This is a genomic window from Methylobacterium brachiatum, assembly GCF_900113845.1.
Taxonomy (GTDB): domain Bacteria; phylum Pseudomonadota; class Alphaproteobacteria; order Rhizobiales; family Beijerinckiaceae; genus Methylobacterium; species Methylobacterium brachiatum.
In genome coordinates, this window is the sequence record NZ_FOQW01000016.1 from 58,081 (window position 1) to 71,723 (window position 13,643).

Sequence of the window (13,643 nt, forward strand, 5' to 3'; positions counted from 1 at the left end):
AAAAATTTATTGACTTGAATGGCTGCTGCTGATCTTCGGATCGATATCTATCAGATCGTACCGAATCCAGCTTGCGAGCCCCCGAGCTCCAGCTTCACCTTCACAAGTCCCGGATCCTCCGGATCCCGCCCCTGGGTGAAGCCGAGGCGGCGGCAGACCGCGAGCATCGGGCGGTTCTCGGCGAGCACCATGCCCTCGACCCGGCCGATCCCCTCGGAGCGGGCCCAGTCGATCATCAGGCGCATCAGCGCGAAGGCGAGTCCGGTGCCCCGCGCGTCGCGGCCGACCGCGATGGCGTATTCGCCGCTCTCATGGTTGGCGTCGGCGTGCAGCCGGACGGCGCCGAGCATGCGCTCGCCGCCCTGCGGGTCGACCTCGGTGGCCACGAAGGCGATGGCCCGGGCGTAGTCGAGCTGGGTCAGCCGGGCCAGGAAGGCGTGGCTGAACTCGCGCACCGGGCCGAAGAAGCGCAGCCGCAGATCCTCCGGGTCGAGGCCCTTGAAGAAGGCGAGGAACAGGCCCTCGTCCTCGGGGCGCACCGGGCGGACCCGGATCGTCCGGTCCTTGAGCTTGAGGGTGCGGACCCATTCGGCCGGATAGGGACGGATCGCGAAGCGCGGGTGGCCGCGGCCGTGGCGGCCCCGCTCCGCGCGCCCGATCCGCACCCGTGCGTCCAGCGCCAGCACGCCGGTCTCGTCGGCCAAGAGCGGGTTGATGTCGAGCTCGCGCACCTGCGGCAGGTCGGCGGCGAGCTGGGACAGCTTCACCAGGGTCAGGGCGATCGCCCCGATATCCGCGGGTGGCACGTCGCGGTAGCCTTCGAGGCGCCGGGCGACCCGGGTGCGGCCGATCAGGTCGCGGGCGAGCGCGAGGTCGAGCGGCGGCAGGCCCAGCGCGCGGTCGTCGATCACCTCCACCGCCGTGCCGCCCCGGCCGAACACCACCACGGGGCCGAACACCGCGTCCTCGGCAAGCCCCGCGATCAGCTCCCGGCGCTGGCCCCGGCGGACCATCGGCTGCACCGCGAAGCCCGTGACCCTTGCATCCGGCCGCTCCCGGCGGGCGCGGGCCAGGATGCTGCGCGCGGCCTCGCGGACATCGGCCTCGCTGGTCAGGTCGAGATGGACGCCGCCGATATCGGATTTGTGCACCACGTCGGGCGAGACGACCTTGAGCGCCACGGTGCCGCCCGCCGCGATGATCGGCCAGGCAGCGGCCGCGGCGGCGTCCTGATCGGGGGCGAGGGCGATCGGCACGGTCGGGATGCCGTAGGCCTCCAGCAGCCCGTTCACGGCGATCGGGTCGAGCCAGGCCGCGCCCTGGCGCAGGGCGGCGGCGATGATCGAGCGCGCCCGGGCCATGTCGGGGAAAAAGTCCCGCGGCAGGGAATCCGGCGTGCGCATCAGGTCGTCCTGCGCCTCGCGGTAGCGCACGAGATGCAGGAACCCCTCGATCGCTTCGGAATCGGTGGTGAAATGCGGGATGCCGGCCTGCGCGAAGGCCGCGCGCGCGGCCTCGGCATCGCCGAGCGACACCGCGAAGACCGGTTTCTTGCGGGTCTGGCCGGCGCGGGCGCGCTTGACCGTGTCGGCGATCGCCCCGGCCACCGCGCCGGCATCGGAGCGGACCGTGGGGACGTGGATCGCCAGCACCGCGTCGCTCGCCCGGTCGGCGAGCAGCGGTTCCAGGGCGGCCGAGAAGGCCGGACCGCCGGCATCGATGCCGAGGTCGATCGGGTTACCGGCCGCCCGCCCCTCGATCTCGGGGATCTGCGCCAGGATGCCGGCGCGCTCGGTCAGCCGGTCGGCGGCGAGCAGGCCGATGCCGCGGCCGTTGGTCAGGATCGCGAGCCGGTCCCCCGGGAACGGCCGCTGGCGCCCCAGCGCCTCGACCGCCGAGAACATGCCGTCGAGATCCTGCACGGCCAGCAGGCCGGCCCGCCGGAAGGCCGCGGCATAGACCGCGTCGGGCCGGGCGAGCGCGCCGGTATGGGTCACGGCGGCCCGGGTGTCGGGGCGGTGCCGGCCGGCGCGCAGCACCACCACGGGCTTGGCGCGGGCGGCGGCCCGGGCCGCCGACATGAACCGGCGGGCATCGGCCACCCGGTCGAGGCAGAGCAGGATCGCCCGGGTCCGGTAATCGGCGGCGAAATAATCGAGGCAGTCGGCCACGCCGATATCGAGGACGCTGCCGAGCGACAGCACCGCGGAGAAGCCGGTCCCGTGCCGGGCGGCCCATTCAACGATGGCGGCCGCCACCGTGCCGGATTGCGAGACCAGCGCGAGGTCTCCCGCCGCCGGGGCGTGGGCGAACAGGCTGGCATCGAGCTTGGCGCCGGGCACCGCCAGGCCGGCGCTGTCGGGTCCGAGGAGGCGCAGGCCCTGCGCCCGGGCGATCCGGTGCGCGACCGGGCCGGGATCCTCCGGCCCGCGGCCGAGCCGGGCGGTGAGGATCACGGCCGCCCCGGCGCCGATCGCGGCGGCCTGGGCGACCACCTCGGGCACGCTCGGCGGCGGCACCGCGATCAGCACGAGATCCGGCACCATCGTGAGGTCGGCGACCCGCGGCACGCAGGGCAGGCCGTCCACGGAATCGTGATCGGGCTGGACCGGCAGGATCGCGCCGGGAAAGCCTGCCCGGCGCAGGCTGTCGAGCACGCTGCGCCCGAGGGAGCCCTCCCGCGCCACGGCCCCGACCAGCGCGACCGAGCGCGGCGCCAGGAGCTTGTCGAAGCGGTAGGTGCTCACGGCGCCGAAGGCTTGAATCTGTGCGCGCGCATGGGGTGCCCCTCGCCCGGGGTGACGCACATGGGAGGGGCGTGCGGCGCCCCGCCCGCGGGCGCACCCGTCGTCCTACCAGATGGCACAATCTCCCGCGCGTGCAACGCCCGGATGCACCGATACCGCGGCGCCCCCCCTAGCGCCGGAACCGATCCCGGCCCCGATGCGACCGGGTTCGGCGCCAAACCCCTGTTGCGACGCGTTCGCGCGCCGGGCCGGCCTCCACTTGGGCGGCGAGCCTTCTAGCCGGCTCTGTACAGTATACGACAAAGCACGCCGCGACCATGTCGGCTGTTGTGAGGACTTATAATTTGGTCTTGCCCTTATATTGATCGCACCATAGTACCTGCGCCTTTATAGGCCTGTATCAGCCTCAGCAGACACAGATTCCGGCCGGCACACGCCGAACGATGGCGGCCGAGACGAAGCGATGGGAGGTTTCGGAATGGATGCCACGGTCGGAGAGGACCTGGATTATCTCACGTTGTCCGTCGACATCGTGTCGGCCTTCGTCAGCAACAATCCGGTGCCCGCGCCGGAACTGCCCGGGCTGATCGCCGCGGTCCACGCGACCCTGCACGGCCTGAGCCAGCCTGCGGCCCCACCGGCGGAGGAACTCCGGCCGGCCGTCTCGGTCCGGCGCTCGATCCAGCCCGACTACATCGTGTGCCTGGAGGACGGGAAGAAGTTCAAGTCGCTCAAGCGGCACCTGCGCACCCACTACAACCTGACGCCCGAGGCTTACCGGGAGAAATGGGGCCTCGCCCCCGACTACCCGATGGTGGCGCCGAACTATGCCGCCGCGCGCTCCAGCCTCGCCAAGAGCATGGGTCTCGGCCACCAGCGCCGGAAGGGCCGGACGGGCTAGGCAAGCGGGCCGGCATCCACAGCTTTCCCGCCGGGATTCAGCATCGGGCAAGGGGCGCTTGCCAGGGTCGACGGGCACATCCGCGACCCGAGATCCGATGCCCGGCAAGCCCAACCCCGTCGCCCGCCTGTTCTGGACGGCCGCGATCGGCTGCCCGTTCGGGCTCTGGTACGGACCGCCTGCCTTCGCGGCTACGGGGCTCGCCCTCGCGCTGGTGCTGATGCGCCATCTCGGGCGGCCCCGGCGGTTCCGGAGGCGGGTGCGCCGGATCGCCCGGGCCCATGCCGAGACCCTGGCGCTGCGGCGGCGGCAGGAGAGTTTTTGCGACGCCTACGGCAACCGGATCGAGGATGGCTGGCTGCGGGAGCGCGCGTATTTCCTCGACCGCACCGTCCTGCCGCAGATCGGGCCGCATTTTGCCGACCTCGCCGAGTCGGAGCGCCCCCGGATGCTGGCTATCGTGGAGGCGGAAGCGGCGGCCGTCGCGCTGCCCGAGGAGGACGAGGCGCCGGGCGACGGGATCGATTACGAGCGCTACTGCGCCGAGCGCCTGGCCCGGGCGGGGTGGCGGGCGCATCGGACCCCGCCGAGCGGCGACCAGGGCGCCGATATCGTGGCGGTGCGCGACGGCCTGCGCCTGATCGTCCAATGCAAGCGGCTGGCGAAGCCGGTGGGCAACGCCGCCGTGCAGGAGGCGGCGGCCGCCCTGCGCTACTGGGCGGGCGACCGGGCCGCGGTGGTGTCGAATGCCGGGTTCACGCCGGCGGCGCGCCGCCTGGCGGCGGCGACCGGCGTGCTGCTCCTGCACCACGACGCCCTGGACGACATCGACCTCGCCGGCGCGCACCGGAGCTAGCGCAATCAGGTCCCGGGATCCCAAAGGGCCGAGGCCCTTTGGCGGGGGTTCGGGGCGCGAAGCCCCGATGGCCTCAGAGAACCTTGAGCAGGGCCTCGGCGCCGGAGACCTCGGTCTTCGACGGGGTCTCCTCGATGTTGAGGATCTTCACCACGCCGTCCTCGACCAGCATCGCATAGCGCTTCGAGCGGATCCCGAGGCCGAAGCCGGTGCCGTCCATCTCGAGGCCGATGGCCTTGGCGAAATCGGCATTGCCGTCGGCCAGGAATTCCAGGCCCTCCGCGCCGCTCGCCTTGGCCCAGGCGTCGAGCACGAACACGTCGTTGACGCTGGTGACCGCGATGGCGTCGACGCCGCGGGCCAGGATCTCGTCCTTCTTGGCGACGAAGCCCGGCAGGTGGTTGCGGTGGCAGCTTGGCGTGAACGCGCCGGGCACGCCGATCAGCACCACGCGCCGGCCCTTGAACACGTCGTCGGTGGTGCGGGCGATCGGGCCCTCGGGGCCTGTCACCCGGAAGGTCGCCTGGGGCAGGTGGTCGCCGACCTGGATCATCGCGGGTCCCTTCGCTGACGCGCGCTCGGATCGCGCGCTGAACAATCGCGCCTGACCTAGCGTGGCGGGCCGGGCCTGTCGAGGACGGGGCGGCGGCGGTCGTCACGCGCCGAGCAGCCTGATGAGGCGGCGCCGAAGAAAGCCGCGCCGTGAGCTTGGCCGCCTCGGCCATGCGCTTGTGCTGCCCGCCGGATCCGGGCGGCTGCGCCGCGCTGTCGGAGGCGGCCGGTGATGCCGCTTCCGCCAGGGAACGCCTCCGTCCACGGCCGGGTCGGGCCTGCGCGCGGTCCAAGGCCCGAAGGCCGAGAAATATAGCGATCCGCCCGCAGATTCGACAGCGCCTTTCGGGGGCGGCGCCGGCAACGGGCCCGCGCGCTTTGTCCGCTGGACAAGGCCCGGCGGCCGCGTAGCATACGCGCATGCCGAACCCAGCGTCGCCCACGCATTCCACGCTCACCGGCTCGAGCTTCCTCGACGGCCAGTTCCTCGTGGCGATGCCCGGGATGGCCGACGAGCGCTTCGCCCGCTCGGTGATCTATGTCTGCGCCCATTCGGCCGACGGCGCGATGGGCATCATCGTCAACAAGGCGGCCACCGACATCAGCATGCCGGACCTGCTGGTCCAGCTCGACGTCGCCCCGGAGGCGGACGCGATCCGGCTGCGCGAGCGGGTCGGGCACATGCCGGTGCTGATGGGCGGCCCGGTGGAGGGCCGGCGCGGCTTCGTGCTCCACACCGACGATTTCCACATCCAGCAATCGACGCTGATCATCGACGACGGCATCTGCCTGACCGCCACGGTCGAGATCCTGCGCGCCATCGCCAGCGGCGAGGGGCCGGCGAGCGCGGTGCTGGCCCTGGGCTATGCCGGCTGGCAGGCGGGGCAGCTCGAGAGCGAGATCATGGCCAATGGCTGGCTCAACTGCCCGGCCGACCCGGCGCTGATCTTCGACACCGACCTCGACGCCAAGTACGAGCTGGCGCTGCGGGCCAACGGCATCGACCCGGCCATGCTGTCGATGAGTGCCGGGCGGGCCTGAGGCCGCGTCCCGAACGGGCGACCGCCGGCTTGCGGATCGGGACGATGCCCTGACCGACCGCTATTCCGGCGGCATCTCGCCGGCCGTGTCCGGGTTCACCCCATCGACCGCGGGTTCGGCGGCCGGCTTCGGCCGCGACCGGCGCGGGGCGACCGAAGCGGTCGGCACCGCGGTGTTGGCGCCGAGCCGGGTGGCGAGCGCCAGGGCCCGGTTCTCGGTGACCCGGAGGTGGCAGAAGCCGTGCGTGCCCTCGCGGGCGTAGCCGCGGCAGAGCTGCTCGCGGTCGGCCGAGAAGGCCGCCTGCTCGCTCACGATCGGCCGGACGTCCTCGCGCCGGGCGCGCTGGGTCATCAGCTTGTAATTGTCGCGCACCGCCTTGTCGGCGACGCCCCGGGCGGTGTCGAACTCCCCGGCCCGGGGGATCAGCGTCGCGCCGGCCGGGCCCCAGAGACCCACGGGTGTCGTGGCGCAATCGGCGTTCGAGAAGGTGCAGACCGGCCCCTGGCCCAGGGACGAGACCAGGATTCCGCCCTCGACCACGTCGAAGCGCAGCGGGCACTCGGCCCCGGCGGCCTCGAAGCGCGGCGCACCCTCGGGCTTGCCCTCGGAGGACAGGGTGATGGGATTGCCGTTCGCGAGCGGCACCGTGCAGGATTCGGCCGGCTGGGAGATCTTGGTGCCGGGCAGCTTGATCCGCGCCGTCACGGATGGGCCGGCCCGCTCCAGCTTCAGGGTGCCGGACGTCCCGTTGAGCTGCAGCTCCTGCCCGATCACGCCGTCCTCGGAGGGAGCCTTCAGCACCACCGGGCGCGCCGGGACCGGCGCCGGCCGGGGCGCCTCGGGACCCGGGGCCGCCGGGCCCGGCTCCCCGGGGGCCGGGGCGGCGGGCGGGCCCTCGGGCACGCCGCGGGGCGGCACCGGCGGGCGCTCGGGCTTGATGCCGAACAGGCGCTCGAAGAAATTCTGAGCCTGCGCCGGCGGGGCGGCGAGCGTGGCGGGCAGCGCGAGGGCGGCTGTCAGAAGGGGGAGCAGGAGGCGGCGGGTCCGTGGCATCGGGCTCTGACGGGAAGACGAGGTGGCGGGGCCACGCTCAACCCCTTGTCGAAGTGTTAACACGCCATCGATGGCCTGGACGTGGCAGCGGAGCAACAAAATGCGGCGACGCCATCGGGCCAAACCCGGCCTCACGGCGGGATTTTTCAGTCCGGACAAGGCTTTGGCGAAAAACGCGCCGGCCGGACCGAACGGGCCGGCTTCGCCTTGCGAGCCCGTCCGGGGGTTCTTATATCGCCCTCGACGCGGGATTATGCGCTGGATTTCAGCCGTTCACGGCCCTTGATCCGGCCCGGGTCCCATACTCACATCACACTCAACCCGCCATGGGCCGAGCTGCTTCGGGGCTCGGCGGTCTGCTTGAACGCGACAGAAGAGGGATCCCACCATGGGTAAAGTTATCGGTATCGATCTGGGCACCACGAACTCCTGCGTGGCCGTCATGGAAGGCACGCAGCCCCGGGTCATCGAGAATTCGGAAGGCGCCCGCACCACGCCGTCGATCGTCGCCTTCACGGATGACGGCGAGCGGCTCGTCGGCCAGCCGGCCAAGCGCCAGGCGGTCACGAACCCCGAGCGCACGTTCTTCGCCATCAAGCGTCTCGTGGGCCGCACCTACGACGACCCGATGACCCAGAAGGACAAGGGCCTCGTCCCCTACAAGATCGTCCGCGGCGACAACGGCGATGCCTGGGTCGAGGCCGACGGCAAGAAATACTCGCCTTCGCAGATCTCCGCCTTCACGCTGCAGAAGATGAAGGAGACCGCGGAGTCGCATCTCGGCCAGCCGGTCACGCAGGCGGTCATCACGGTCCCGGCCTACTTCAACGACGCCCAGCGTCAGGCGACCAAGGATGCCGGCAAGATCGCGGGCCTCGAGGTGCTGCGCATCATCAACGAGCCGACCGCGGCCGCGCTCGCCTACGGCCTCGACAAGAAGAAGGCGGGCACCATCGCGGTCTACGACCTCGGCGGCGGCACCTTCGACGTCTCGATCCTCGAGATCGGCGACGGCGTGTTCGAGGTGAAGTCGACCAACGGCGACACCTTCCTGGGCGGTGAGGATTTCGACAACCGGATCGTCGAGTACCTGACGGCCGAGTTCAAGAAGGAGCAGGGCATCGACCTGACCAAGGACAAGCTCGCCCTCCAGCGCCTCAAGGAGGCCGCCGAGAAGGCGAAGATCGAGCTGTCCTCGGCCACGCAGACCGAGATCAACCTGCCCTACATCACGGCCGACCAGACCGGCCCGAAGCACCTCGCGCTGAAGCTCAGCCGGGCGAAGTTCGAGTCGCTGGTGGACGACCTGGTGCAGCGCACGATCGAGCCCTGCCGCAAGGCGCTCAAGGATGCCGGCGTCTCGGCCTCCGAGATCGACGAGGTGGTGCTGGTCGGCGGCATGATCCGCATGCCCAAGATCCAGGAGGTGGTGAAGTCCTTCTTCGGCAAGGAGCCGCATAAGGGCGTCAACCCCGACGAGGTCGTGGCGATCGGCGCCGCCGTGCAGGCCGGCGTGCTCCAGGGCGACGTCAAGGACGTGCTGCTCCTGGACGTGACCCCGCTCTCGCTCGGCATCGAGACGCTGGGCGGCGTGTTCACCCGGCTCATCGACCGCAACACCACGATCCCGACCAAGAAGTCCCAGACCTTCTCGACGGCCGAAGACAACCAGAACGCCGTCACGATCCGGGTCTTCCAGGGCGAGCGCGAGATGGCGGCCGACAACAAGCTGCTCGGCCAGTTCGACCTCGTCGGCATCCCGCCGGCGCCCCGCGGCATGCCGCAGATCGAGGTGACCTTCGACATCGACGCCAACGGCATCGTCAACGTGACGGCCAAGGACAAGGCGACGAACAAGGAGCACCAGATCCGCATCCAGGCCTCGGGCGGCCTCTCGGATGCCGATATCGACCGGATGGTGAAGGACGCCGAGGCCAATGCCGAGGCGGACAAGAAGCGCCGCGAGCTGGTCGAGGTGAAGAACCAGGGCGAGAGCCTGATCCACGCCACCGAGAAGTCGGTGACTGAGTTCGGTGACAAGGTCCCGGCCGCCGACAAGGGCGCGATCGAGACCGCGATGACCGCGCTCAAGACCGCTCTCGAGGGTGACGACGTCGAGACCATCAAGGCCCGGACCACGGACCTGATGCAGGCCTCGATGAAGCTCGGCGAGGCGATGTATAGCGCCAACCAGGGTGCCGGCGCCGAGGCCGGTGCCGAGGCCGGCGCCTCCGAGAAGAAGGACGACGTCATCGACGCCGACTTCCAGGAGGTCGACGAGAAAGACCAGAAGAAGCGCGCCTGAGGCGCAGTTTCGACAGAACCGAGCGGGGCCGGAGCGATCCGGCCCCGCCTCTGCTTGAGACGCGCTGTTGCGCGGGTGCCGCAGGAACCGGATATCGTCCGCCGTCAGCGTCGGGCCGGCCGGCTCATGCTAGATCGGCGGGATCGTCATGATCGCGACGATGCCTCGACCCGCTCACCCTGCTCAAGACCTGCCCCGAGGGACCCGCCGCGGCGGACCTGACGGGCCCAGGGATCGCAGCGCCTTCTGATTGTCCGGAGACTGGGTGGGATGTCGAAGCGGGACTATTACGAGATCCTGGGGGTCGCCAAGACCGCCACGGAAAGCGAGCTGAAGGTCGCTTTCCGCAAGCTCGCAATGACCTATCATCCCGACCGCAATCCCGGCGACAAGGAAGCCGAGATCAAGTTCAAGGAATTGAACGAGGCCTATCAGTGCCTCTCGGACGGCCAGAAGCGCGCGGCCTACGACAAGTTCGGCCATGCCGCCTTCAGCCAGGGCGGGGGCGGCCCCGGATTCGGCAACGAGTTCGGCGACTTCATGTCGGACATCTTCGACAATTTCTTCGGCGACGGCCGCGGCGGCGCCCAGCGCGGGCGCGGCGGTGGCGCCCCGGGTCGCGAGCGCGGCTCCGACCTGCGCTACAACCTCGAGATCACCCTCGAAGAGGCTTTCATCGGCAAGGCCGAGACCATCCGAATTCCGACCTCGGTGACCTGCGAGGCCTGCGACGGCTCGGGCGCCAAGCCCGGCTCGAAGCCGCGGACCTGCCCGACTTGCGCGGGCTACGGCCGGGTCCGGGCCGCGCAGGGCTTCTTCGCCATCGAGCGCACCTGCCCGAATTGCCACGGCCGCGGCGAGATCGTCGACGATCCCTGCACCACCTGCCAGGGCGCCGGCCGGGTCAACCGCGAGCGCACGCTCTCGATCAACGTGCCGGCGGGCGTCGATGACGGCCTGCGCATCCGGCTCGCCGGCGAGGGCGAGAGCGGCCTGCGCGGCGGCCCGCCCGGGGACCTCTACGTCTTCCTCTCGATCAAGCAGCACGAGTTCTTCCAGCGCGACGGCGCCGACCTGTTCTGCCGGGTGCCGATCTCGATGGTCACGGCCGCGCTCTCGGGCGAGATCACCGTTCCGGTGATCGACGGCTCGCAGACCCAGGTGCGGATCCCGGCCGGGACGCAGACCGCCAAGCAATTCCGGATCAAGGGCAAGGGCATGCCGGTGCTCCGCTCGCGGGAGGTCGGCGACCTCTACATCCAGGTCTTTGTCGAGACTCCGCAGAACCTGACCAAGCGCCAGCGCGAGCTGCTCCAGGAGTTCGACCAGTCGGCCTCCCCGGAGAACCACCCGGAATCGGCGGGCTTCTTCGCCAAGGTCCGGGACTTCTTTGGCAGCGCCGTCCGGCCATGAGGCTTTGATTGAGCGCGCTCGCCGACGCCGAACCGGCCTCCCCTTCGGCTGCGCGCGCTCCAAGGCCGGATCCGAACCCGTGCACGCCCGTTATGCATCGGGCGAGCGTGGCATGCTTACCCTAGGCGCCGGGCCAGCTTGACTGTAAGACGGCGCGTTGCCTTAGCCTTCCATTCCCATCGGCTTCGAGGAATTCAGGACTTGCCGCCGCTCCGCCGTCCCAGCGCGAAGGCCCCTGCCGCCAGGGGTGACAGTCTTGGGCCGCGGCGCGACCCTCTCGAGGACGAGGCCCGCTTCCTGCGGTCCTGGTTCGAGCGGCCGCTGGTCACCGGCGCGGTGACGCCCTCGGGCAAGATGCTCGCCCGGACCATGGCGTCCTATGTCGATCCGCGCCGCGAGGGCCCGGTGGTCGAGCTCGGCCCCGGCACCGGCCCGGTCACGGAGGCGCTGATTCGCCGGGGCATCGCGGCCTCACGGCTGATCCTGGTGGAGTTCAACCCCGATTTCTGCCGCCTGCTGACCCGCCGCTTCCCCGGGGTCACGGTGATCCGGGGCGACGCCTACGACATGCGCGCGACCCTGAAGACGGTGCTGGCCCAGCCCGCCGCCGCGACGATCTCGAGCCTGCCGCTGTTCACCAAGCCGCTCGAGCAGCGCCTCGACCTGCTCAACGCCGCTCACGACCTGATGCAGCCGGGTGCGCCCTTCGTGCAGTTCACCTACGCGGTGGTGCCGCCGATCCCGGCCCGGTGCGAGGCCGGCAGCTACACCGCCGACCGGTCGAACCGCGTCTGGCTGAACCTGCCGCCCGCGCGGGTGTGGGTGTACCGGCGGCCCTAGGGCACCACCGCTCGGCGATACCGGATCGCCCTCACCGTCATTGCGAGCGCAGCGAAGCAATCCGGCAGCGCGCGATTCCCTAACGTGGCGGATCCCCGGGTCGCTTCGCTGCGCGCGTGATGACGGCGTGGCTGGCGGGATCCCAACCACGCCCATTCCGCTCCTCGCCGAACCTGAACAACGCCTGAGGGCCGAACTCACGTCAGCGTCAACTTAAAGGCGTCACACCGGGGGCACAGCCGGTCGCGGCAGCGCGGCCGGAGAGGCACAGGAGGACGCCGATGTTCACCAAGACCGCACGCCTACGCCTGGCCGCCGCCGCCCTGGCGCTCGGAGGGGTCACCCTCGGGGCGCCCGCGATGGCCGCGCCGCTCGGCCTCGACCCCGGCCTGCATCAGGGCGCCGGCGACATCGTGGATGTCCAGTACGGCTACGGATACGGCCATCGCCACGGCTTCGGCCCGCGTCACGGCTTTGGACCGGGCTTCCGCGGCCACCACCATCACGGCTGGGGCCGCGGACGCGGCCATCATTACGGCTGGGGCCACCATCGCGGTTTCGGCCATCACCGTCACGGCGGCTGGGGTCACCGTCACGGCTACGGCCGCTGGTAAGGCGGACGGGGCCGGGTCCTACCCGGCTCCCACCCGCTCGATGATCGGCGGCCGGCCGGATGGCGCTTCGCCCATCCGGTAGGCCGCCCGCAGACCCGCCTCCGCCCGGTCGGCGGCGGCCGCGTCGGCCGCATGGACGATCCCGAGCAGGCCGGACGCATCCCCGGGACCCGCGAGATCGGTGAACCCGACCCGCGGGTCGATCGCGTCCTCGGGCCGGGTCCGGCCGCCGCCGAGCCCGATCACCGCCAGCCCGATCGCCCGCGTGTCGATGCCTGCCACCGTGCCGTCCTGCCGGACCGGCCGCTGCACCGGCGCCGCGGGCAGGTAGTGCGCCGGAGCCTTCAGCAGATCGCCCGGGCCGCCGAGCGCCGCGATCATGTTCGAGAAGATCTCGGCTGCCCGGCCGGAGGTGAGAGCCGTCTCCAGGCGCTCGGACGCCGCGTCACGGTCCGGCGCGAGCCCGCCGGCGACCAGCATCTCCGCCCCGAGGGCCAGAGTGACCGCGTGGAAGCGCGGCTCCCGGCGGGCGCCGGTCAGGTAATCGAGCGCGTAGGCCACTTCGAGCGCGTTTCCGGCGGCGCTGGCGAGCGGCGCGTCCATGTCGGTGATCAGCGCGGCGGTGCGCAGGCCGGCCCCCTCGGCCACCGTGACGATGCTCTCGGCCAGCGCCCTGGCCTCGTCGAGCCCGGTCATGAAGGCGCCGGAGCCCTGCTTGACGTCCATCACCAGGCCCTGGAGCCCGGCGGCCAGCTTCTTCGACAGGATCGACGCGGTGATCAGGTCGAGGGATTCGACCGTGCCGGTAACATCGCGGATCGCGTAGAGGCGCCGGTCGGCCGGGGCCAGCTCGGCGGTCTGGCCGATGATCGCACAGCCGACCTCACCAACGACCCGGCGGAACGTGTCGAGCCCCGGGGTGGCGTCGTAGCCCGGGATGCTGGCGAGCTTGTCGAGCGTCCCGCCGGTATGGCCGAGGCCGCGGCCGGAGATCATCGGCACGAAGCCGCCGCAGGCCGCCACCATCGGGGCGAGCGGCAGGCTCACCGTGTCGCCGATGCCGCCGGTGGAATGCTTGTCGAGAACCGGGCCCGGCAGGTCCCAGGCGAGCACCCGGCCGGATTCGGCCATCGCCCGGGTCAGCGCCACGCGCTCGGGCAGCGCGAGGCCGCGGAAGAACACCGCCATGGCGAAGGCCGCCGCCTGCCCCTCCCCGACCGCGCCGTCGGTGAGGCCGCGGACGAAGGCCGCGATCTCCTCCGGATCGAGCGTCAGGCCGTCCCGCTTGGCCCGGATGGTTTCCTGCGGCAGGCGCATGCCC

The 13,643-nt window shown here is 71.2% G+C and carries 11 protein-coding genes; 7 read left to right on the top strand and 4 right to left on the bottom strand.

Annotation, left to right across the window (positions count from 1 at the left end; all coding sequences use genetic code 11):
- Window positions 1-50: 50 nt before the first annotated feature.
- On the bottom strand, window positions 51-2,747 hold the full coding sequence (locus BMZ47_RS20565; RefSeq protein WP_091864007.1) for a bifunctional acetate--CoA ligase family protein/GNAT family N-acetyltransferase: 2,697 nt from the start codon (window positions 2,745-2,747) through the stop codon (window positions 51-53).
- Window positions 2,748-3,225: 478 nt separating this feature from the next.
- On the opposite strand from BMZ47_RS20565, the gene BMZ47_RS20570 reads away from it, so the two are divergent.
- Both BMZ47_RS20570 and BMZ47_RS20575 read left to right on the top strand, forming a co-directional pair.
- Entirely contained in the window at window positions 3,226-3,648 is a 423-nt protein-coding gene (locus BMZ47_RS20570) for a Ros/MucR family transcriptional regulator (RefSeq protein WP_091864008.1), read from the top strand.
- Window positions 3,649-3,745: 97 nt separating this feature from the next.
- The gene (locus tag BMZ47_RS20575) at window positions 3,746-4,504 is read left to right on the top strand and encodes a restriction endonuclease (RefSeq protein ID WP_091864009.1); all 759 of its coding nucleotides are present in this window, start codon (window positions 3,746-3,748) and stop codon (window positions 4,502-4,504) included.
- 73 nt (window positions 4,505-4,577) lie between these two features.
- On the opposite strand, the gene BMZ47_RS20580 is transcribed toward BMZ47_RS20575, so the two are convergent.
- Window positions 4,578-5,057 carry a peroxiredoxin gene (locus tag BMZ47_RS20580; protein ID WP_091864010.1) on the bottom strand — a complete coding sequence of 160 codons (480 nt, stop codon included), beginning with the start codon at window positions 5,055-5,057 and terminating at the stop codon, window positions 4,578-4,580.
- Between the two features lie 419 nt (window positions 5,058-5,476).
- On the opposite strand from BMZ47_RS20580, the gene BMZ47_RS20585 reads away from it, so the two are divergent.
- Window positions 5,477-6,097 carry a YqgE/AlgH family protein gene (locus BMZ47_RS20585; protein ID WP_050734012.1) on the top strand — a complete coding sequence of 207 codons (621 nt, stop codon included), beginning with the start codon at window positions 5,477-5,479 and terminating at the stop codon, window positions 6,095-6,097.
- A gap of 60 nt (window positions 6,098-6,157) precedes the next feature.
- Here the strand turns inward: BMZ47_RS20585 and BMZ47_RS20590 are convergent, their stop codons facing one another.
- A complete protein-coding gene (locus BMZ47_RS20590; protein ID WP_091864011.1) occupies window positions 6,158-7,150 on the bottom strand; it encodes a hypothetical protein in 993 nt (330 codons plus the stop codon).
- A gap of 388 nt (window positions 7,151-7,538) precedes the next feature.
- On the opposite strand from BMZ47_RS20590, the gene dnaK reads away from it, so the two are divergent.
- The 4 genes from dnaK to BMZ47_RS20610 all read left to right on the top strand — a co-directional run bounded on the left by dnaK (window position 7,539) and on the right by BMZ47_RS20610 (window position 12,322).
- The gene (dnaK, locus tag BMZ47_RS20595; protein WP_007560342.1) at window positions 7,539-9,455 is read left to right on the top strand and encodes a molecular chaperone DnaK; all 1,917 of its coding nucleotides are present in this window, start codon (window positions 7,539-7,541) and stop codon (window positions 9,453-9,455) included.
- A 270-nt stretch (window positions 9,456-9,725) separates the two neighbouring features.
- The gene (gene dnaJ, locus BMZ47_RS20600) at window positions 9,726-10,868 is read left to right on the top strand and encodes a molecular chaperone DnaJ (RefSeq protein WP_007560344.1); all 1,143 of its coding nucleotides are present in this window, start codon (window positions 9,726-9,728) and stop codon (window positions 10,866-10,868) included.
- 201 nt (window positions 10,869-11,069) lie between these two features.
- A complete protein-coding gene (locus BMZ47_RS20605; protein ID WP_091864012.1) occupies window positions 11,070-11,708 on the top strand; it encodes a class I SAM-dependent methyltransferase in 639 nt (212 codons plus the stop codon).
- A gap of 281 nt (window positions 11,709-11,989) precedes the next feature.
- On the top strand, window positions 11,990-12,322 hold the full coding sequence (locus tag BMZ47_RS20610; protein ID WP_091864013.1) for a hypothetical protein: 333 nt from the start codon (window positions 11,990-11,992) through the stop codon (window positions 12,320-12,322).
- Between the two features lie 18 nt (window positions 12,323-12,340).
- Here BMZ47_RS20610 and deoA read toward each other — a convergent pair whose 3' ends face one another.
- A complete protein-coding gene (deoA, locus tag BMZ47_RS20615) occupies window positions 12,341-13,639 on the bottom strand; it encodes a thymidine phosphorylase (protein ID WP_091864014.1) in 1,299 nt (432 codons plus the stop codon).
- Between the last annotated feature and the right edge of the window lie 4 nt (window positions 13,640-13,643).